The organism is Stenotrophomonas sp. STEN029 (assembly GCF_056760015.1).
Map to the genome: position 1 here is coordinate 1 of NZ_JBRREC010000073.1, position 19,542 is coordinate 19,542.

Consider the following 19,542-nt stretch of genomic DNA (forward strand, 5'->3'; position numbering starts at 1 on the left):
AGCCCCTTGCCGAGCATGGCTCGGCACTACAGGTTTAGCGCACGCCGGTTTCGTTGCGGGCGATGACCAGACGCTGGATCTCAGAGGTGCCTTCGTAGATCTCGGTGATCTTGGCATCACGGAAATAACGTTCCAGCGGCATTTCCTTGGAATAACCCATGCCGCCATGGATCTGCACGGCCTGGTGGGCGATCCACATCGCCGCTTCCGACGCGGTCAGCTTGGCCACGGCCGCCTCGGTCGAGAAACGCTTGCCTTGCGACTTGGTCCAGGCTGCGCGCAAGGTCAGCAGCATGGCTGCGTCGAGCTTGCACTTCATGTCGGCAATCTTGGCCTGGATCATCTGGAAGCTACCGATCGGTGCGCCGAACGACTTGCGCTCCTTCACATAGGCAAGCGAGGCTTCATAGGCCGCGCGGGCGATACCCACCGCCTGCGAAGCGATGCCGATGCGGCCCGAATCCAGCAGGCTCATCGCGATCTTGAAGCCCTCGCCCTCCTTGCCGATCACATCTTCCGCTGCAGCGACGTAGTCCTGGAACTCGATCTCACAGGTCGCCGATGCACGCACGCCGAGCTTGGGCTCGGTCTTGCCGCGACCGAAGCCCGGCTTGCTGGTGTCGATCATGAAAGCGGTGATGCCGCGTGAGCGCTGTTCCGGGTCGGTCATCGCAAACAACACGATGTAACGCGCGACCGGGCCGGAGGTGATCCAGCTCTTCTGCCCGTTGATCACGAACGAGCCGTCCGCCTGCTTGACCGCACGGCAGCGCATTGCGGTCGCATCGGAGCCGGACTGCGATTCGGTCAGCGCGAACGCGCCGATCTCGCGGCCTTCGGCAATCGCCCGCACATAGGTCTGCTTCTGCGCTTCGGTGCCATAACCCAGCAGCGCGTTGCAGAACAGCGAGTTGTTGACCGACATGATGGTCGCATGGGCAGCGTCGGCTGCCGACACCTCGACGATGGCCAGCACGCTGGAAACCGGGTCCATGCCCGAGCCGCCGTATTCGACCGGCACCTCGATGCCCATCAAGCCGTTCTCACCCAGCAGGCGGATGTTTTCCAGCGGGTACTCGCCGGTGGCGTCGAAGTGTTCGGCGCTGGGGGCGATCTTTTCTTTGGCGATACGACGCGCGACGTCCTGCAGCATCAGCTGCTCGTCGGAATAACTGAAATCCACAACACCCCTCCCAGGGCCTGATCAAGTTGCGATTGTAACCATCGCCACCGCATTCAGCCTATGCATCGCCTTGACCGAAACTGGCAACACGGCCAAAATATCTCTATATCGCGATAGGTAGATATTTATGGATCTGGAAGACTGGTCAACCCGTCTGAAAGTGTTCGCCGATGCGACGCGCGTGCGTCTGCTGACGTTGCTGGAACAGGAAGAATTGACGGTGGCCGAGCTGTCGGCCATCACCACGCTGGCGCAGCCACGCGTCTCCACCCATCTGGCCCGGCTCAAGGAAGCCGGCCTGGTGCGTGACCGTCGTGCAGGCGTCTCGGCGTACTACCGCTTTGACGAGGCCGCACTGGACCCGGCACAGCGCGCATTGTGGCATGCACTGAGCACCGGCAGCGACGACCCCTTGCTGCGCCAGGATGCCGAACGCGTACCGGCCGTACTGGCCATGCGCGCCGCCGACCAGAACTGGGCCGACAGCGTCGCTGGCGACATGGAACGCCACTACTCACCGGGCCGCACCTGGGAAGCGATGGCGCGCAGCGCCCTGCCCTTGCTGGAAACCGGCGACGTGCTCGACATCGCCTCCGGCGACGGCGTACTGGCCGAGCTGTTGGCCCCGCACGCACAGCGCTATGTCTGCATTGATACCAGTGCACGCGTGGTTGCCGCCGCCAGCGAACGCCTGCGCAAGCTGCCGAATGTGGAAGTGCTGGAAGGTGACATGCACAAGCTGCCATTCGCCGATGGCAGCTTCGATCTGGTCGTATTGATGCATGCCCTCACCTACTCCAGCCACCCGGCCAAGGCCGTGGCCGAATGCGCCCGCGTGCTGCGCCCGCAAGGCCGGCTGATGCTGTGCAGCCTGGCACGCCATGAGCACAAGGTTGCGGTCGAAGCCTATGGCCACGTCAACCTTGGCTTCACCGGCAAGGAACTGCGCAAGTTCGTCGAGAAGGCCGGGCTGGAAGTCTCCAGCCTGGAGACCGTCACCCGCGAGAAGCGTCCCCCGCATTTCGAAGTGATTTCCCTGATCGCGCACCAACCCTGACCCCACAACCCGGCCCGCCCTATGCAAGCCCTCCCCTGGCTCCACCCCGATCGCGTCGACAAGCTGCTCGGCGCCTTGGCCAAGCGCATCCTGATCATCGATGGTGCGATGGGCACGATGATCCAGCGCCATCGTCTTGAAGAAGACGACTACCGGGGAGCACGCTTCAGCGGCGGCTTTGACAGCCAGCACGCACATGGTGCCGGCTGCGGGCATGACCTCAAGGGCAACAACGACCTGCTCCTGCTGACCAGACCGGACGTGATCGCCGGCATCCACAGCGCCTATCTGGATGCCGGCGCGGACCTGCTGGAAACCAACACCTTCAACGCAACCTCGGTCAGCCAGGCCGACTACCACCTTGAACATCTGGTCTACGAGTTGAACAAGTCAGGCGCCCAGATCGCCCGCCAGTGCTGCGACGCGGTCGAAGCCACAAACCCGGACAAGCCACGCTTCGTGATCGGCGTGCTTGGCCCGACCAGCCGCACCGCGTCGATCAGCCCGGACGTGAATGATCCTGGCTTCCGCAACACCAGCTTCGATGAGCTGCGCGCGACTTACCGCGAGGCCATCGATGGCCTGATCGATGGTGGCGCCGACACGCTGATGGTGGAAACCATCTTCGACACGCTCAACGCCAAAGCCGCCTTGTTCGCCATCGAGGAAGTATTCGATGCGCGCGGTGGACGCCTGCCGGTCATGATCTCCGGCACCATCACCGATGCCTCCGGCCGCACCTTGTCCGGGCAGACCGCCGAGGCCTTCTACGCTTCGGTCTCGCACAGCCAGCCGCTCTCGATCGGCTTCAACTGCGCCTTGGGTGCCACCGACATGCGCCCGCACGTGGAAACGCTGTCGCAGGTATCCAGCGGTTACGTCAGCGCGCATCCGAATGCCGGCCTGCCCAACGCCTTTGGCGAGTACGACGAAACGCCCGAGGAAATGGCGACCACGCTGAAGGAGTTCGCCCAGTCCGGCCTGCTCAATCTGGTCGGCGGCTGTTGCGGTACGTCGCCCGATCACATCCGTGCCATTGCCGAAGCCGTTGCGGGGCTGCCGCCACGTGTGCTGCCGGTGGCGGCGGACAAGGCCGCCTGAGGAACTCACGATGAAGAAGATCCTGCTGGTTGGTGCCACTGGCACCCTGGGTTCGGCGGTTGCGCAGCATCTGCGGCAACGGCATCAGGTCATCACTGCTTCGCGCTCGGATCCGCTGCACCGCGTTGATCTGGCTAGCGATGACAGCGTGACCGCGCTGCTGCAGGCGGTTGGTCCACTCGACGCGATAGTCGCCACCACCGGTAGCGTCCACTTCGGGCCGGTGACGGAGATGAGTCCGGCGCAGTTCACGCAGGGGTTGCACGACAAGCTGCTTGGGCAGGTGCGGCTGGCCTTGCTTGGCCAACACCATCTGCGCGATGGCGGCAGCATCACCTTGACCACCGGCATCCTCACCGAACAGCCGATCGCGCAGGGCGCCAGCGCCACCAGCGTCAATGCTGCCATCGAAGGTTTCGTGCGCGCTGCCGCCCTCGAACTGCCACGCAGCCTGCGCATCAACGCGGTGAGTCCCAGCGTGCTGAGCGAGGCGCTGGATGCATATGGTGACTTCTTCCCCGGCTTTGAACCGATCTCCGCCGCCCGCGCCGCGCTGGCCTACCAGCGCAGCATCGACGGCATCGCCAATGGACAGGTTTTCAAGGTCTGGTAATGAGCAACGACACAGCACCCCGCTACACCCGGCTATCCGGTCTTGAGCCGCTGGTCATCACCCCTGACCTGCTGTTCATCAACGTCGGCGAGCGCACCAACGTCACCGGCAGCGCGCAGTTCCGCAAACTGATCAAGGAAGAGCGCTACGAGGAAGCCGTCGACGTTGCCCGCCAGCAGGTGGCCAGCGGCGCGCAGATCCTCGACGTCAACATGGACGAAGGCCTGATCGACTCGGAGAAAGCGATGGCGCGCTTCCTCAACCTGATCATGTCCGAGCCGGATATCGCCCGTATCCCGGTGATGGTCGATTCCTCCAAATGGAGCGTGATCGAGGCCGGCCTCAAGTGCCTGCAGGGCAAGAGCGTGGTCAACTCGATCTCCCTGAAGGAAGGCGAGGAACTGTTCATCGAGCATGCGCAGCTGGTGCGCCGCTACGGTGCTGCCGCGGTGGTGATGGCCTTCGATGAAGTGGGCCAGGCTGACACCTGCGAGCGCAAGGTGGAGATCTGCACCCGCGCCTATCGCATCCTGACCGAGCAGGTCGGCTTCCCGCCGGAAGACATCATCTTCGACCCGAACATCTTTGCCGTGGCCACCGGCATCGAGGAACACGACAACTACGCGGTGGACTTCATCGAAGCCACCCGCATCATCAAGCGCACGCTGCCGCATTGCCATGTGTCCGGCGGCGTCTCGAACGTCTCGTTCTCGTTCCGTGGCAATGAAACGGTGCGGCAAGCGATCCACTCGGTGTTCCTGTACCACGCCATCAAGGCCGGCATGGACATGGGTATCGTCAACGCCGGCGCGATGCCGATCTACGACCAGCTCGACCCGGAACTGCGCGAGCGCGTGGAGGACGTGATCCTCAACCGTCGCCGCGACGGCACCGAGCGCCTGCTTGAGATCGCCGAGCGCTACAAGGGCAAGAAAGGCGAGAAGAAGGTCGAGGACCTGGCCTGGCGCGAACGGCCGGTGCGCGACCGCCTGGCCCACGCGCTGGTGCAAGGCCTGGATGCCTGGGTCGAGGAAGATACCGAGGAAGCACGCCAGCAGGCGGCGCGCCCACTGGACGTGATCGAAGGTGCCTTGATGGATGGCATGAACGTGGTCGGCGACCTGTTCGGCGCCGGCAAGATGTTCCTGCCGCAGGTGGTGAAGTCGGCGCGCGTGATGAAGAAGGCCGTGGCCTACCTGCTGCCCTTCATCGAAGAAGAGAAGGCGCGTACCGGCGACGTCGGCAAGTCCAACGGCAAGATCATCATGGCCACGGTCAAGGGCGACGTGCATGACATCGGCAAGAACATCGTCGGCGTGGTGCTTGCCTGCAACAACTTCGAGGTGGTCGACCTTGGCGTGATGGTGCCGGCGCAGAAGATCCTGGATGCCGCCCGCGCGGAGAATGCCGACATCATCGGCCTGTCCGGGCTGATCACGCCCTCGCTGGAGGAAATGAGCCATGTCGCCAAGGAAATGCAGCGCCAGGGCTTCGAGATGCCGCTGATGATTGGCGGCGCAACCACTTCACGCGCGCACACTGCGTTGAAGATCGACCCGTTCTACAGTGCGCCGACGGTGTGGGTGAAAGATGCCTCGCGCGCCGTCGGCGTGGCCCAGTCGCTGATCTCGCGCGAGCTGCGTGCCAGCTTCGTCGCCGCCAACGATGCCGACTACGCCGACATCCGCCAGCGCCATCGCAACCGCGGTGATGCCAAGCGCCTGGTCTCGCTGGAGCATGCACGCGGACAGCGTTTTACCTGCGACTGGAACCAGTACACCCCACCGACGCCGAACCAGCCGGGCGTGCATGTATTCGACAACTATCCGCTGGAAGACCTGCTGCCGGTGATCGACTGGACGCCGTTCTTCCAGGCCTGGGAATTGGCCGGCAAGTATCCAGCAATCCTGACTGACGAGATTGTTGGTCCGCAGGCCAGTGATCTGTTCGCCGATGCGCAGGCGATGCTGAAGCGGATCGTGGATGAGAAGTGGCTGACAGCACGGGCTGTGTTTGGTATCTGGCCGGCGAACAGCAGTGGAGATGATGTCGTGCTGTCCCTTCTCCCGCATGCGGGAGAACAAAGGGCCTGCCCCCGCAAAGGCGGGGGTGCCCGAAGGGCGGATGAGGGCAAGCTTCTCGCTCCATCGCTTGTACCGTCTACCCTCACCCCAACCCCTCTCCCGGAGGGAGAGGGGCTTGAGCAACTCACCCTGCACTTCCTCCGCCAGCAGGTCGACAAGCCTGCCGAGCGGCCCGACTTCTGCCTGGCCGACTTCATCGCACCAGCAGACAGCGGCAAGCAGGACTGGATTGGCGCGTTCGCGGTTACCGCCGGCATCGGCATCGAGGAACACGTTGCCCGCTTCGAGGCCGACCACGACGACTACAACGCCATCCTGCTCAAGGCCCTTGCCGACCGCCTGGCCGAGGCCATGGCCGAGCGCCTGCACCAGCGCGTGCGCACCGAATTCTGGGGCTACGCCGAGGATGAGCAGCTCGACAACGAGGCGCTGATCGCCGAAAAGTACAGCGGCATCCGCCCAGCGCCCGGTTATCCGGCCTGCCCCGAACACAGTGAAAAGCAGACCATCTTCCAGCTGCTGGACGCGCAAAGCATCGGCATGTCGCTGACCGAAAGCTTCGCCATGCTGCCTACCGCGGCGGTGTCCGGTTACTACTTCAGCCACCCGCAAAGCCAGTACTTCGTGGTTGGCCGGGTGTCGCGCGAACAGGTCACCGACTACGCCAAGCGCAAGGGCGTGGATCGGGCGCAGGTGGAACGCTGGTTGGCCTCCAACCTCGATTACGATCCGGAGTAACCAGCAACTGCTGGCGGCGACAACCGCGCCGCCAGCGCCTATCCTGCCAGCTGCCCTCCAAGCCAAGACCCCATGCAAAGCCGCAATGCAGAGCTGATCCGCAAGCACGCCGCGCCCGGCCGCATCGGCCTGTGCGGCACGGATGACTGGGTCGGCAAGGCGATCCGCAAAGCGCAGGCGCCGCTGACCCAGGACGGTCACCGCAGCCTGTGGTCGCACGCATTCCTGTTCAGTGAGCAGCGGCTGGATGGACACTGGTGGGTGTTGGAATCGGACCTGGACCTGCGCAATCGCCAGCTGCGGCTGGGCGCGCAGGAAAACCGCGCCGATCGTTACTTCGACGACGAAGCCTTCCCGAACCTGGCCATCCTCGACTTCGGCCTGGATGCCGCCCAGACCCACAAGGTACAGATTGCCGCATTGGACCTGCTGTCAGGGCTGTCCAGCTATTCGCTGAGCGAACTGGTCGGCACCTTGTTTGCGATGCACAGCACCCGCCTGCGTCGGCGCAGCAACCTGCTGTCCAAGGAAGGCGCCCTCTACTGCTCAGCGATGGTGCAGCACTGCTATGCCGCGGCCGGCATCGATCTGCTGCCAGGCGTTCACGGCAAGAACGTCGCACCGCAGGACATCTACGACGCCGCCCTGCCCCACACCACCCACTCGTTGATCCGCGACCTGGGCATTTCCAGCCTGCGCCGCTTCACCCATGGCGCCAAAGAGCTACTGGATACGCCGGTCGAAGACCTGTTCTGACGTAGTTGGTGGTTGGCAGTCGCCAGCTATCTGGCTGCCACAGACCTCAGCCCATTTCCTGCTCAAGCATCTGGATCAGCAACGCGGCCAAGGCCTTGGCTTCCGGGTCCGCGGACGGGCGGTGCAGGACCGTCAGCTCGACGCTGTCGATACGCGGCAAGCCGGACTCCACCCCCAACACCACGTGCCCGGCCGTCATCGCCCGCGCCGGCAACAGGCTGATGCCCAAACCATCGGCAACCGCTGACTGGATGCCACCAAGGCTGGAGCTGGTGAAGCTGATGCGCCACCGCCGGCCCAGGCGTTCAATCGCGTCGATCATGTCTTCGCGGTACATGCCACGCGGCGGGAATGCCACCAGCTGCACCGGCTCCGTCCCGAACGAGGGACTGCTGGCACTGTCCACCCAGCACATCGGTTCCGGCCAGCACGCCACGCCCTCACGGCTCCCGCGACGTTGCTTGACCAGGATCAGGTCGAGCTCGCCGCGGTCGTAGCCCTCCGCCAAGGCACGGCTCAAGCCGCTGCTGACCTCCAGCTTCACCCGCGGATAGGCCCTGGTGAACTCAGCCAACACCGGCGTGGTACGCCCTGCAGCGAAATCTTCCGGCACCCCCAGCCTGATCACCACCGCCGCACCATCGCCCGACAAGGCTTCCGCCAACTGCTCGTTGAGCGACAACATGCGCCGGGCGTAACCCAGCACGGTCTCACCGATGTCTGTCGGCCGCACATCGCGCACCCCTCGATCCAGCAGGCGGTGCCCGGCAAGGTCCTCCAACCGCCGCACTTTCTGGCTGATGGTGGACTGGGTGGAATGCAGGCGCGCCGCGGCGGCAGTGAAACTGCCGCAATCGGCCACCATCACCAACGCCCGCAGCAGATCCAGGTCGAAATAGGCCCTATTTGTTTTTGAACTGGACTCGACCACGACATTTAATTTCACGATAGCTCGCCGCACTTGTAGCATCGCCTGCAGATTTGGGCAAACGCCCTCCCCTCGCTGCAGGCACACAGCAACCCGGACAGAGGCAGGCAATGAGCATGGAGAACTGGATCGCCGCCCCGGCATTGGCTGCCGCGCTGCTCACCTCCAGCGGCGTCGGCACCAGCACGGCCATCGCGGAGCAGTTGCAACGCGCTGCTGAAGCCGGCGACAGCCAGCGCATCACGCTACTGCTCAGCCAGGGCACCGGCATCGACAGCCGCGATGCCGACGGACGCACGCCCCTGCTGACCGCCATCCGTGCGCGGCAGGTCGAAGCGGCACGCGTCCTGATCGCTGCAGGGGCCGATGTCAACGCGAAAGACCAGCTCCAGGACAGCCCCTATCTGTACGCCGGTGCCAGCGGGCAAACCGAAATCCTGCAGATGACCCTCGCGCACGGCGCCGACCTGCGCAGCACCAACCGTTATGGCGGCACCGCCTTGATACCGGCGGCCGAGCGCGGCCATGTCAGCACGGTACAGCTGCTGATCACAGCCGGTGTCGACGTCGACCATGTCAACAACCTGGGTTGGACCGCGCTGCTGGAGACCGTCATCCTGGGTGACGGCAGCCAACGCTACGCGCAGATCACCCAGTTGCTCATTGCCGCCGATGCCGACGTCAACCTTGCCGATGAGCACGGCGTCACGCCCCTGGCGCATGCACGCCAACGTCGGCAAACCGTTATCGAGCAGCTGCTGCGTGCAGCAGGCGCTCGTTGAAGCACTCCACGCATCCGCATTGCCCGGCAATCGCCTACCACTGGAACCACCGATGAAGACCACCCTCGGCCTGCTGCTGACCACACTCGCAGCAACCATCTCGCCCGCAATCGCCGCCCAATCCCAGGCCGACGTAGTGATACGCCATGCAACCGTGATCGATGTCGAACACGGTCGCGCGATACCCGACCAGACTGTCGCCATCCGTGAGGGCAGCATTGTCGCCGTCGGCAATGATGCACAGCTGGGCACCCAATGGCGCGCGACCACCGCCGTCGATGGCCGCGGCCGCTATCTGATTCCCGGGCTGTGGGACATGCACGTCCACTTTGGCGGCGGCCCGGCGCTGATCGAAGAGAACAAGGCCCTGCTGCCGCTGTACGTCGCCCATGGCATCACCACCGTGCGTGATGCATCAGGCGACCTGGCCGAGCAGGTGTTGTCATGGCGCGGGCAGATCGCCAGCGGCCAGTTGTTCGGACCGCAGCTGTTCACCTCCGGTGCCAAGATCGAAGGTCTGGCGCCGGTGTGGAAAGGCACGATCGAGGCCGGTGACAAGGCCGGTGTGAATGCGGCACTGGACCGCGAGCAGCGCGACCAGGTCGACTTCGTCAAGATCACCGACAGTACGCTGAAGCCGGAGCTGTTCCTGTACGCCGTCAGCCAGGCCAAGGCGCGCGGCATGCGCAGTTCCGGTCATGTACCGATGGCCTTGACCGTGGGCCAGGCCATCGAGGCCGGCATGAGTTCGATCGAGCACTTGGACTACGCCTTCAAGGCCGGGGTCAAGGACGAAGCTGCGATCGCTGCCGATTTCGCCGCCGGCAACATCGACCGCGCCGAGGCCAACCGCAGGCTGCATACCGGCTTCGACCGCACCACCGCGATGGCGGCGTATCACCGCTTTGCCGAACTCGGCGTCGCCGTGACCCCGACACTGGACGGCGGCCGCATCATCGACTTCCTCGACGTCGAACCGCGTGACAACGACCCCTACCTGGCTTACATCGGCCCAGGACTGCGCGATACCTACACGTGGCGCGTCGAGCGTGCAGCCAAGGCCACACCCGCACAGATCGAAGCCCGCCACGCCCACTACGCCCAGGTGGCAGCGGTGCTGCCGATGCTGCAGGAAGCCGGCGTGCGCATCATGGCCGGCACCGATGCGGGCTTTCTGAACTCCTACAATTTCCCCGGTATCGGCCTGCACAACGAGTTGGCACTGTATGTCCGCGAAGGGCTGACGCCGGCGGAGGTGCTGCAATCGGCCACCCGTGCCGGCCCCGCCTGGTTCGGGAAACTCGATCGCTACGGCGCGGTCGCCGAAGGCAAGGCGGCGGACCTGGTGTTGCTGGACCGCAATCCGCTGCAGGACATCGCAGCCACCCGCGCGATCAACACCGTGGTGATGCGCGGCAAGGTCTACGACCGTGCCGCACTGGACACGATGCTGGCCGAAACCAAGGCGCAGGTCGCCGAATGGAATGCCAAGGCCAAGCCCTGACCTCTGTTCGCGGCCATAGACCGGCAAAGCCACTCAAACAGCTCGGTAGCCCGGCTGTTTGCAGGAGCGGCGCAAGCCGCGAAGCAAATGATTTGTCAGCTGGCATGTATCTCGAGAACTGCAGCAGCGCCAGCTTCGCGGCTGGCGCCGCTCCTACAAACGGATACCCGACCTGTCTCCCGGATGCGCTGCGCCAACCCGGGCTACCTGCAGGACGCACAGACCTGCATCGTTTTTTTGGGAGCGGCGTAAGCCGCGAAACAAGCACATTGTCAGCCAGTACAGGCCTCAAGCACTGCAACAACACCAGCTTCGCGGCTTACGCCGCTCCTACAATCCAAAGCCCGCAAAAGGCACAATAGGGGCCGCGGCACATGCTGCCGCCCCCCTTGCCTGCCCAGCGCGTCCAGCGCCTTCCCATGACGTCCGTTGCCCTGCCAGCGCAGACCGTGCCTACCGCACGCCTGTCGAGCTTCTATTTCTTCTACTACGCCGCGCTGGGCGCGTTCACGCCGTATTGGAGCCTGTACCTGCAGTCGCGCGGCATGACCGTCACCGCCATCAGCGTGATGATGAGCCTGTGGTACGCCACGCGGGTGATCGCTCCCAGCACCTGGACCTCGCTGGCGGCGGTCTCGCCGCACCCGATCCGCTGGCTGCGCGTGGGCTGTGTATTGACCATCGCCTGCTTCACCGGCTTCCTGGTGCCCGCGCCGCCGTGGACGCTGTACGCGGTGATGATCGCGTTCTGTTTCTTCTACAACGCGGTCATGCCGCAGTTCGAATCGATCACCCTCACCCACCTGGGTGCGGACAGCCATCGCTACGGCATGATCCGGGTCTGGGGCTCGTTGGGCTTCATCATCGTCGTCACCCTGTTCGGTTGGCTGATCGAGAAACACGGTGCCGGCAAGCTGCCATGGCTGATGCTGCCACTGTTCGCGCTGCTGACCGGTTCGGCCTTCCTCAACCGTTATGCGCGCAATATCACCGCGCGCAGCCAGCACGAAGCAGGCTTCTGGAGCATCGTGCGGCAGAAGCCGGTCCTGGCCTTCTTCATCGCCGCCTTCCTCGAACAGCTGTCGTTCGGCCCCTACTACACCTTCTTCTCGCTCTACATGGACCAGCACGGCTACAGCACCTCGCTGCTTGGGCTGATGTGGACCGTCGGCGTGGTGTTCGAAGTGGCGGTGTTCTTCCTGATCGCGCGCTTCTTCCGTCGCTGGGATGCCAGCTGGTTGCTGATCATCTCCATGGGCAGCGCCGTGTTGCGCTGGTGGGCCACCGCGCTGTGGCCAGAGAACCTGCCGGTGATGCTGGTCGCACAAACGACCCATTGTCTGGGCTTCGCCGCGTTCTTCGCCTCGGCCATGCAGCTGCTGGCACGCTACTTCCCGGGCAACCTCAATGGACACGGCCAAGGGCTGTTCTATGGCTTCTCGTCGGGACTGGGCGGTGTGCTCGGCGCCCTGATCGCGGGCCAGCTCTGGCAGTTCGGCGACGGCAAGCTCGCCTTCATCGTCGGCGGCTGTTTCGCCCTGCTCGGCACCCTGATCGCCTGGTACTGGCTGCCGCCTTCGCGCCGGGCCCGGCGCATGCGCTGAATCCTGCAGGCAGGCCAAACCCCTGCTATAACTGCGCCATCTCACGGCACAGGGGGCTCTGTCATGAAATACGGTTCCAGCCTGTACACCTTGCTGGCGGCGATACCGCTGCTTGCAAGCAGTACTGCCCACGCCAGCGACGACTCGCTCGCGCCGATCGGCATGTTCGCCGGCGTCTGCCTCGATCTGCTCGACAAGCCCGATACCTTTGCCGAGGTGATGAGCAACCGCGGCGACCGCGTGCAGGATGCGGAGGCAAGGGAGTTCCTCGGCCACAAACCCGGCAAGGCCTGGTATGTCAGCCACGAAGGCATCCCTTACGGCTTCTCCTGGGCCGATGATGGAACCTGCCGGATAACCATCTTCAGCGGCGATGCCAAGGGGCTCGCCAAGGAGTTCGGTGACCTTGGCCGGATGGCCCCTGCAGGCTACGCCTCGACAGCGGAACTCACCTCGATCGACGAAAGGGGCTGGACGGTCCACACCTACACCTGGCACGGCGACGGCGAAGACCGCGCCATCCAGATGCGCCTGTCACTCAATCCCGAACCCGGAACGGGTTTACGCGGCAACGCCAGCGCCCGTTACGTTGCAGCCCCCCCGTTGAGCCAGTCAGCCAACAGGCCGTTGAAACGGCGCAGCTGACGGCCGATCCCACCAATTCGCTTCCCGCGCTTGCCACGTGGTCGTGCCGCGCTGGCAAGCGCGGAACGTTCAGCACACGATTCCATGGCAGGAGAGCAACCGCACTCCCCACGCGGTACGCAGGATGCGCACGACTCAATGCACTTCCGCCGCCAGATGACTGCGGAATGAGGGCAGCAGCACGCGATTGCCGTGACCACTCAAATGGTCACCATCGAAGTAGAGCGGCTTGCCCGCTTGCCCGGGCTGGCAGCTCACCCCTGTGCACAGCACCGGCAGCGGGTCCCAGACACTTGCGCCAGGCAATGCCTGCGCGACCTGCTGCAAGCTGGACAATGCAGGTGCGCGCAGCGCCTCCATTCGTTCGCGCGTAACCACCATGCCATTCACGCAGATCGGATTGCCGCGGTTGAACGGATCCGAGCAACGGAACGGCGGTGCAGGCAGCACCGGCTTTGGCGCTTCCAGTACGATCCGCACGCCGCGATCCGCCAGGGGTTTCAGCGCAGCAATTGCGCCGTACACCTCCGCCTTTCGCGCTGCAGCAGCCTCCTCACTGCGCACCGCGGCAAGTACGTGCTGCTGATCCAGCAGCTCATACTGTTCTACCAGCCTTGGCACTCGAAGACCGGGCAGGAAGAGCACGTCGCCAGCGCGGGCCTGCGTGGCCACATCTGCGAGGGAGTGCCTCACGTAAGCAGCACAGCCCGGATCGCCCGGTTGTCGCCCTTGCAACCCAATCAGTGCACAGCCAGCGTTCGCGTACACACGGACCTGCCCTCCGTCCAACAGAACCAAACGACGCAGCATCTCCCTGTAAGCCAGCACGTGCGAATCACCGGCCACGAACAAACGCCGCTCAACGCCCCTCCCCGCAGCGCAGCTGCCACGCTCGAACTGTTGCACCTGACCGCCCGTGACGGGCAGGCGCGACACCACCAGTTCGCAATCAGGGAATTCCTTCTGCAAGCCCTTCGCATACGGATACCAGTCCAGCGGATGACGACTGACCGTACTCAAGGAGATGTGCTTGGCAGCGCGCTCCAGTTGTTTCTGCAACCCCATCCCCAGCAGCAACACCACCACGCCGCCGGCCACCCAACGCAGGTCCGAGCCGCGCCAGCGCCTGCCAAAGCGCAGCGACTGTTCGACCCAGCGCCATGACACCCAGGCCAACACCGCAGTGCTTACCAACGCCAGGGCTCCGGCAAGCAACGAGTCCAGGCCAAACGTCCAGCGGAACAGCACGAATACCGGCCAATGCCATAGGTAAAGCGAATACGACATCCGCCCTATCACCAGCATCGGTTGCGCCGACAGACTGCTGCCGACCCAGCCAGCAGCGGAGCGATGCAACAGCGCCAGCAAGCCCAGCGTTCCGAGCACCGGCCACAAACCATCGATCCACGGCGAGTGGCCGGGACGCGCAGCCCACAACCCGTACGCCAGTACGCTGGCACTGCCCAACTGCAACAGCCCAGGCCAAGGCCCCGTCAGGCGCGACTCCCCGGTCACATGCCTGCGCATGTCGAGCATCTGGAACAGCAGTACGCCCGCGCCCAATTGCCAGAACCGCGTGGTGGTCTGGTAGAAGGACGCGATCTCCTGTCCGCCCTGCAGCGCGCGGCTGATCGCAAACAGCAGCGACCCGGCCGTGGCCAAGCCAAACAGCAGCATCGACAAGCCCCGGCCCCGACCGCCTTTGGACCAGGCCATGAACAACAGGGGGAACAGCAGATAGAACTGTTCCTCCACGCCGAGTGACCAGGTATGGGTGTAAGGATTGAACTCACTACGGGGTGAGAAGTAATCATTGCCCGTACCGGCCATTACCCAGTTGCTCAGCCCGACAAACGCCATGCGCCCGGTCTTGCCACTGGTTTCGCTGAGCCAGGACTCGGGAATCAACAAGGTGCTCAGCAGACCGGTGGCCAACAGGCACACCACCAACGCCGGCATGATCCGACGCATGCGCCGCGCATAGAAGCCCAGCACTCCCTTCCAGCCACCGAAGCTGGAGGAGCGCGCCACAGAGGCACTGACCACATAGCCGGAAATGACAAAGAAGACATCCACGCCGGTGAAACCGCCCGGCAACCAGCTCGGATTGAGGTGGTAGAAGATGACCGCAACCACGGCAATGGCGCGCAGGCCGTCAACGTGGGGGTAATAGCCGTCCTGCCTCGGATGTCCCTGCATCGCGCTCCCCCTCAAGAAAACGGGCGCCAGCGGCGCCCGTTGTCTGCATCATATCGAATCGCCTACCAGACCAGATCGTCCGGCACCTGGTACTGCGGGTCCGCGTAGGGATCCGCATCTGCAGGAGCATTCGGATCGACCTTCAACGCCACGGCCTGGGCAAAAATCGCCTCGGCCTGCGCCAACACCTCGGCTGTCACCAGCAGGTAGCGGCCGTTCTGCTGCAGCACACCGAGCTCGCCAGCGTTGAGCGCCTTGAGCTGCTCGGCGTTGACGTAGATGCGCTTGATCTTGCCGCCGTACGGGAAGTGACGGGCAATGTCGGCGTTCGGATCGTTCAGACCCTTGTCCTTGATCAGCTCATCGAGCTTGGCGCGCGCTTCACGGCGCAGGCGTGCTTCTTCCTGCTTGGCCTGTTCGGCCTGGATGCGTTCGTCCTTTTCCTTCTGCGCACGGATCGCATAGGCCTTGGCCAGGTCGATGTCTTCCTGCGAGCGCGGCTTGCGTGGCCCCTGCTGCGGCCGACCTTGCCCGGGCTTGCCCGGATGGGACGACTTGCCTTGCAGTGCGGGCTTGCCGGCATGCGCAGGCTTGTTGCCCGGCTGCGGCCGGCCCTGCCCTGGCTTGCCCTGCGGGCGGCCGTCACGACGCACTTCCGGCTTGCGCTCCGGCTTGGGAGCAGGCTTGAAACCCAGCCCTAGCAGCTGGTCACGAATATTGTCACTCATGGGAAGTATCAGTAGTGCGGGGGCGGTGGTTCATCGGCGGCGTCGGCATACAACGCCGTGCGCACCTTGCCCAGGTCATCAAGTAGGTGGCGCAGCAGATCAGCGTTACGCGAGCCCTGCATGCGGGCATCAGCCAACGCTTCGCTCATTTCCGCCAACGCCTGCTCCTGGAAGGAAACACGCATCTCCAGTTCAACCAGGCGTGCTTCCAGCGCTTGTTCGCGCTGCTCGGGAGTTGATTCATGCATGTACGGAACGTCCTCGACCAATGCCGTAATACGCCAGGCCTGCGGCTTCGATTTCAGCCGGGTCGTAGAGGTTACGGCCATCAAATACCACCGCATCACCCAGCGCTTCACGCATGCGCGCAAAGTCCGGGCTGCGGAACTGCTTCCACTCTGTGATCACCACAAGAGCGTCTGCGTCATGTAGCGCGGCAAATGCGGAATCGCAGAAAACCAGGTCATCACGCTCGCCAAAAACGCGGCGGGCTTCGTCCATGGCTTCCGGATCGAACACCTGCACCTTGGCACCGGCTTCCCACAACTGCGCCAGTACGCGCCGACTCGGTGCCTCACGCATGTCGTCGGTGTTCGGCTTGAATGCCAGTCCCCACACCGCGAAGGTCTTGCCGCGCACGCCTTCATCTTCACCACGATCGTAGTGGCGCTGGATCAGCTCGAAGAGATGGCCTTTCTGGGCGGCATTCACCGCCTCCACCGCATTGAGCAGCTGCGGCTGGTGACCGTGCTGCGCGGCGGTTCGCGCCAGCGCCTGCACGTCCTTGGGAAAACAGGAGCCGCCGTAGCCAGCACCTGGATAAATGAAGTGCCAGCCGATGCGCGGATCAGAGCCTATGCCCTGGCGCACCTGCTCGATATCGGCGCCTACGCGCTCGGCGATATTGGCGATTTCATTCATGAAGCTGATCTTGGTCGCCAACATCGCATTGGCGGCGTACTTGGTCAGCTCGGCCGAACGCACGTCCATTTCCACAACGCGGTCACGGTTGCGGTTGAACGGCGCATACAGTCGCCGCAGTACCGCCACCGCATGTGCGTTCCTGGCACCAATGACGATGCGATCCGGGCGCATGCAGTCTGCGACCGCATCACCTTCTTTCAGGAATTCGGGATTGGAGACCACGTCGAAGGCGATCTCCTGGCCACGCGCTGCCAGCTCTTCAGCGATGGCAGCGTGAACCTTGTCAGCGGTGCCCACCGGCACCGTCGACTTGTTGACCACCACGGCAGGCCGTGCAAGGTGGCGACCGATGGTACGGGCCACCGCCAACACATATTGCAGATCAGCGCTGCCGTCTTCATCCGGCGGCGTACCGACCGCGATGAAGATCACCTCACCGTGGTCGATCGCCTTTGCCGCTTCCGTGGTGAAGGCCAGACGCCCGGAGGCGTGATTGGCCTTCACCATCGGCTCCAGGCCAGGTTCGTAGATCGGGATGATGCCGCGCTCCAGACCATCGACCTTGGCCTGGTCGATATCGACGCAGACCACATCGTGCCCTACTTCCGCCAAGCAGGTCCCGGTCACGAGACCCACATAGCCGGTTCCGAAAATAGCTACACGCATGGTTGCGCCTACTCCGTAACTCAGCCTTACGGCATGACGCCCAGCAACTCGACGTCGAAGCTCAACGTCGCGTTCGGGCCGATCGGACCGCCCGGGGTGCCGGCTTCGCCATAGGCCAGTTCGCCCGGAATCCAGAAGCGGTACTTGGAACCAACCGGCATCAGCGCCACGCCTTCGGTCCAGCCCTTGATGACCTGGTCCAGACCAAAATCAACCGGCTGACCGCGCTGGTAGCTGCTGTCGAACACTTCGCCGCTGAGCAGCTTGCCTTCGTAGTTGACGCGCACGCGGCTGGTGGCCATCGGGCGCTCGCCGCTGCCGGCGCGGATCACCTGGTACTGCAGGCCCGAAGCGGTGGTCACCACGCCCGGCTGGGTCTTGTTCTTGGCGAGGAAGGCATTGCCTGCCTCACGATTGGCCTGGGCGGCCTTGCCGGCCTCAGCCTTCATTTCAGCTTCCTTGGTGGCGCTGAATGCCTGCAGCACGCCCTGCGCCTGCTCGTGGGTCATCAGCGGGGTGCCCTTGGCGAACACGGTGCTGATCGCCTGGAACACCGAATTCAGATCGATGTCATCCTTGATGCGTGCCAGCGACGGGCCAACGGCGAAGCTGCCCAGCATCAGGCCAACCTTTTCGCGGTCAACCGACGGCGGTGCGCTGCCCGGCGCCATGCCCGGAACCTGCTGGCCCGAACGCGCCATCATCACGGTGCGCAATGCCTGGTCGGTCTTCTGCGCATCTTCCTGCGACAACAGCGGCTGGCCGCCAGCAAAGGCGTTCTCAACAGCGCGGCGCATTGCGGCCACGTCTACTTCCGAGGCAACCGGCTCAAACGAGCTGGCCACGTCGATGCCGATGGCGTAGCCAATCTTTTCACGATCCGAGGTCAAAACAGACTTCTCCTTGGTCGCCGCCGCAGCGGCAGGTTGTTGCGAAAAAACGACCCCGGGGGCCGCCATCGCCAAAATCAGAAGCGACGCAACCGCGCCACGCTTTCCCATCTTCATTCGCTGCATTCCTGGAAGTGAACAAACGCCACCGGCGGCGCGAGGGGCGATATTGTCGCACGCGCACCGCAGATGTCGAGGCACGTCAGCGCTGTGGCGCAGCTGCGGCCAGCGCGCGATCAATCGCCGCGCGCAGTTCCGGATCATCCGGCTTTACTTTGCTCGGGAACTGCGCCAGCACGCGCCCATCGCGTGATATCAGATATTTATGAAAGTTCCAGCCCGGTGCCACGCCGCTGAGGCGGGTCAGGTCCTGGTACAGCGGTGTTGCCTCCGGACCAATCACATGCACTTTTTCGAACATGGGGAATTTCACCCCATAAGTAAGCGTGCAGAACTCCTGGATCTGCGCCTCGCTACCTGGCTCCTGGCCCTTGAAATCATTGGACGGAAAGCCCAACACGGCAAAACCACGTGGCGACAGTTCCTGTTGCAATGCCTCCAGCCCCTCGTATTGCGGGGTAAACCCGCACTTGGAGGCGGTATTCACCACTAGCAGCACCTTGCCGCCATACGCGCGATTCAGGTTCACCTCGTCTTTTCCGGCCAGCGAACGGTAGCTGCGGTCCAGCAACGGACCTGCGAGCGCATCCGCCGCACTTCCAACGCCGGCCACAAAAGCAATTGAAATCAATAAATTACGAATGTTCACTGGTTTCTCCTGGGCACAACAAGCAAGTTTGGAGCGGCATAGGCCATTAGTTTGGTCAGAACCAGTTGCATGTCGGCGTGTCGGTGTTATAGTTGCATACAACACCAGCCACCCTACACAGGGGCCCCATGAACACCAAGCACGGCAGACACGCTCTCCAGGCACTGATGGTCACTGGCACCTTGCTGTTGCTGGGCTGCTCCAGCTCCCTCGGCAACGGCCTTGCCGATGCCAGGGATTATGCAGCCCAGGTGGGCGGTGATGGGCAGGATGCCGACGAAAGCCCCAAAACGAAACGACCGGCCCGGCGTATGCGGACCAGTCTTTCGATGCCTTATTTTTCTTTCGCACAGCTGAATTCGCGGAGCTGA

At 63.7% G+C, this 19,542-nt stretch carries 18 protein-coding genes; 10 read left to right on the plus strand and 8 right to left on the minus strand.

Features of this window, described 5'->3' with window-relative positions:
• Positions 1-34: 34 nt before the first annotated feature.
• Positions 35-1,183, minus strand: coding sequence for an acyl-CoA dehydrogenase family protein (locus ACVOLI_RS15100; protein WP_481615040.1), 1,149 nt, complete (start codon positions 1,181-1,183; stop codon positions 35-37).
• A gap of 127 nt (positions 1,184-1,310) precedes the next feature.
• Here ACVOLI_RS15100 and ACVOLI_RS15105 point away from each other — a divergent pair, with 127 nt between their 5' ends.
• From ACVOLI_RS15105 to ACVOLI_RS15125, 5 genes are all read left to right on the plus strand, one after another.
• The gene (locus tag ACVOLI_RS15105; protein WP_296246162.1) at positions 1,311-2,240 is read left to right on the plus strand and encodes an ArsR/SmtB family transcription factor; all 930 of its coding nucleotides are present in this window, start codon (positions 1,311-1,313) and stop codon (positions 2,238-2,240) included.
• Between the two features lie 21 nt (positions 2,241-2,261).
• A complete protein-coding gene (locus ACVOLI_RS15110; RefSeq protein ID WP_481615041.1) occupies positions 2,262-3,341 on the plus strand; it encodes a homocysteine S-methyltransferase family protein in 1,080 nt (359 codons plus the stop codon).
• 10 nt (positions 3,342-3,351) lie between these two features.
• On the plus strand, positions 3,352-3,954 hold the full coding sequence (locus ACVOLI_RS15115; protein ID WP_481615042.1) for a short chain dehydrogenase: 603 nt from the start codon (positions 3,352-3,354) through the stop codon (positions 3,952-3,954).
• On the plus strand, positions 3,954-6,776 hold the full coding sequence (gene metH / locus ACVOLI_RS15120; RefSeq protein WP_481615043.1) for a methionine synthase: 2,823 nt from the start codon (positions 3,954-3,956) through the stop codon (positions 6,774-6,776). The genes ACVOLI_RS15115 and metH overlap by 1 nt, the downstream gene beginning before the upstream one ends.
• Positions 6,777-6,848: 72 nt before the next feature.
• Entirely contained in the window at positions 6,849-7,532 is a 684-nt protein-coding gene (locus ACVOLI_RS15125) for a hypothetical protein (protein ID WP_296246169.1), read from the plus strand.
• Between the two features lie 46 nt (positions 7,533-7,578).
• Here ACVOLI_RS15125 and ACVOLI_RS15130 read toward each other — a convergent pair whose 3' ends face one another.
• Positions 7,579-8,478: a LysR substrate-binding domain-containing protein gene (locus ACVOLI_RS15130; RefSeq protein WP_481615044.1), complete on the minus strand. Its 900-nt coding sequence runs from the start codon at positions 8,476-8,478 to the stop codon at positions 7,579-7,581.
• 98 nt (positions 8,479-8,576) lie between these two features.
• On the opposite strand from ACVOLI_RS15130, the gene ACVOLI_RS15135 reads away from it, so the two are divergent.
• From ACVOLI_RS15135 to ACVOLI_RS15150, 4 genes are all read left to right on the plus strand, one after another.
• Positions 8,577-9,242 carry an ankyrin repeat domain-containing protein gene (locus ACVOLI_RS15135; RefSeq protein WP_481615045.1) on the plus strand — a complete coding sequence of 222 codons (666 nt, stop codon included), beginning with the start codon at positions 8,577-8,579 and terminating at the stop codon, positions 9,240-9,242.
• A 52-nt stretch (positions 9,243-9,294) separates the two neighbouring features.
• Positions 9,295-10,746 carry an amidohydrolase family protein gene (locus ACVOLI_RS15140; RefSeq protein WP_481615046.1) on the plus strand — a complete coding sequence of 484 codons (1,452 nt, stop codon included), beginning with the start codon at positions 9,295-9,297 and terminating at the stop codon, positions 10,744-10,746.
• A gap of 419 nt (positions 10,747-11,165) precedes the next feature.
• Positions 11,166-12,350 carry an MFS transporter gene (locus ACVOLI_RS15145; RefSeq protein WP_481615047.1) on the plus strand — a complete coding sequence of 395 codons (1,185 nt, stop codon included), beginning with the start codon at positions 11,166-11,168 and terminating at the stop codon, positions 12,348-12,350.
• 63 nt (positions 12,351-12,413) lie between these two features.
• Positions 12,414-12,995, plus strand: a complete 582-nt coding sequence (locus ACVOLI_RS15150; RefSeq protein ID WP_481615048.1) for an NMCC_0638 family (lipo)protein — start codon at positions 12,414-12,416, stop codon at positions 12,993-12,995.
• 135 nt (positions 12,996-13,130) lie between these two features.
• On the opposite strand, the gene ACVOLI_RS15155 is transcribed toward ACVOLI_RS15150, so the two are convergent.
• From ACVOLI_RS15155 to ACVOLI_RS15180, 6 genes are all read right to left on the minus strand, one after another.
• Entirely contained in the window at positions 13,131-15,194 is a 2,064-nt protein-coding gene (locus tag ACVOLI_RS15155; protein ID WP_481615049.1) for an acyltransferase family protein, read from the minus strand.
• 62 nt (positions 15,195-15,256) lie between these two features.
• Positions 15,257-15,922, minus strand: coding sequence for a DUF2058 domain-containing protein (locus tag ACVOLI_RS15160; protein WP_481615050.1), 666 nt, complete (start codon positions 15,920-15,922; stop codon positions 15,257-15,259).
• Positions 15,923-15,930: 8 nt separating this feature from the next.
• Positions 15,931-16,170: a SlyX family protein gene (locus ACVOLI_RS15165; RefSeq protein WP_282269502.1), complete on the minus strand. Its 240-nt coding sequence runs from the start codon at positions 16,168-16,170 to the stop codon at positions 15,931-15,933.
• A complete protein-coding gene (locus ACVOLI_RS15170) occupies positions 16,163-17,512 on the minus strand; it encodes a UDP-glucose dehydrogenase family protein (RefSeq protein ID WP_481615051.1) in 1,350 nt (449 codons plus the stop codon). Before ACVOLI_RS15170 ends, ACVOLI_RS15165 begins: the two co-directional genes overlap by 8 nt.
• 26 nt (positions 17,513-17,538) lie before the next feature.
• On the minus strand, positions 17,539-18,519 hold the full coding sequence (locus ACVOLI_RS15175; protein ID WP_481615052.1) for an FKBP-type peptidyl-prolyl cis-trans isomerase N-terminal domain-containing protein: 981 nt from the start codon (positions 18,517-18,519) through the stop codon (positions 17,539-17,541).
• Positions 18,520-18,604: 85 nt separating this feature from the next.
• A complete protein-coding gene (locus tag ACVOLI_RS15180; RefSeq protein ID WP_481615061.1) occupies positions 18,605-19,153 on the minus strand; it encodes a glutathione peroxidase in 549 nt (182 codons plus the stop codon).
• A 146-nt stretch (positions 19,154-19,299) separates the two neighbouring features.
• Between ACVOLI_RS15180 and ACVOLI_RS15185 the strand changes: the two genes are divergently transcribed.
• Positions 19,300-19,542 (plus strand): hypothetical protein, encoded by a 243-nt coding sequence (locus ACVOLI_RS15185; protein ID WP_481615053.1) that lies wholly within the window; start codon positions 19,300-19,302, stop codon positions 19,540-19,542.

Coding starts and splice junctions, on each gene's coding strand:
- ACVOLI_RS15105 (WP_296246162.1), top strand. CDS start 1,311: ATGGATCTGGAAGACTGGTCAACCCGTCTGAAAGTGTTCGCCGATGCG.
- ACVOLI_RS15110 (WP_481615041.1), top strand. CDS start 2,262: ATGCAAGCCCTCCCCTGGCTCCACCCCGATCGCGTCGACAAGCTGCTC.
- ACVOLI_RS15115 (WP_481615042.1), top strand. CDS start 3,352: ATGAAGAAGATCCTGCTGGTTGGTGCCACTGGCACCCTGGGTTCGGCG.
- metH (WP_481615043.1), top strand. CDS start 3,954: ATGAGCAACGACACAGCACCCCGCTACACCCGGCTATCCGGTCTTGAG.
- ACVOLI_RS15125 (WP_296246169.1), top strand. CDS start 6,849: ATGCAAAGCCGCAATGCAGAGCTGATCCGCAAGCACGCCGCGCCCGGC.
- ACVOLI_RS15135 (WP_481615045.1), top strand. CDS start 8,577: ATGGAGAACTGGATCGCCGCCCCGGCATTGGCTGCCGCGCTGCTCACC.
- ACVOLI_RS15140 (WP_481615046.1), top strand. CDS start 9,295: ATGAAGACCACCCTCGGCCTGCTGCTGACCACACTCGCAGCAACCATC.
- ACVOLI_RS15145 (WP_481615047.1), top strand. CDS start 11,166: ATGACGTCCGTTGCCCTGCCAGCGCAGACCGTGCCTACCGCACGCCTG.
- ACVOLI_RS15150 (WP_481615048.1), top strand. CDS start 12,414: ATGAAATACGGTTCCAGCCTGTACACCTTGCTGGCGGCGATACCGCTG.
- ACVOLI_RS15155 (WP_481615049.1), bottom strand. CDS start 15,194: ATGCAGGGACATCCGAGGCAGGACGGCTATTACCCCCACGTTGACGGC.
- ACVOLI_RS15160 (WP_481615050.1), bottom strand. CDS start 15,922: ATGAGTGACAATATTCGTGACCAGCTGCTAGGGCTGGGTTTCAAGCCT.
- ACVOLI_RS15165 (WP_282269502.1), bottom strand. CDS start 16,170: ATGCATGAATCAACTCCCGAGCAGCGCGAACAAGCGCTGGAAGCACGC.
- ACVOLI_RS15170 (WP_481615051.1), bottom strand. CDS start 17,512: ATGCGTGTAGCTATTTTCGGAACCGGCTATGTGGGTCTCGTGACCGGG.
- ACVOLI_RS15175 (WP_481615052.1), bottom strand. CDS start 18,519: ATGAAGATGGGAAAGCGTGGCGCGGTTGCGTCGCTTCTGATTTTGGCG.
- ACVOLI_RS15185 (WP_481615053.1), top strand. CDS start 19,300: ATGAACACCAAGCACGGCAGACACGCTCTCCAGGCACTGATGGTCACT.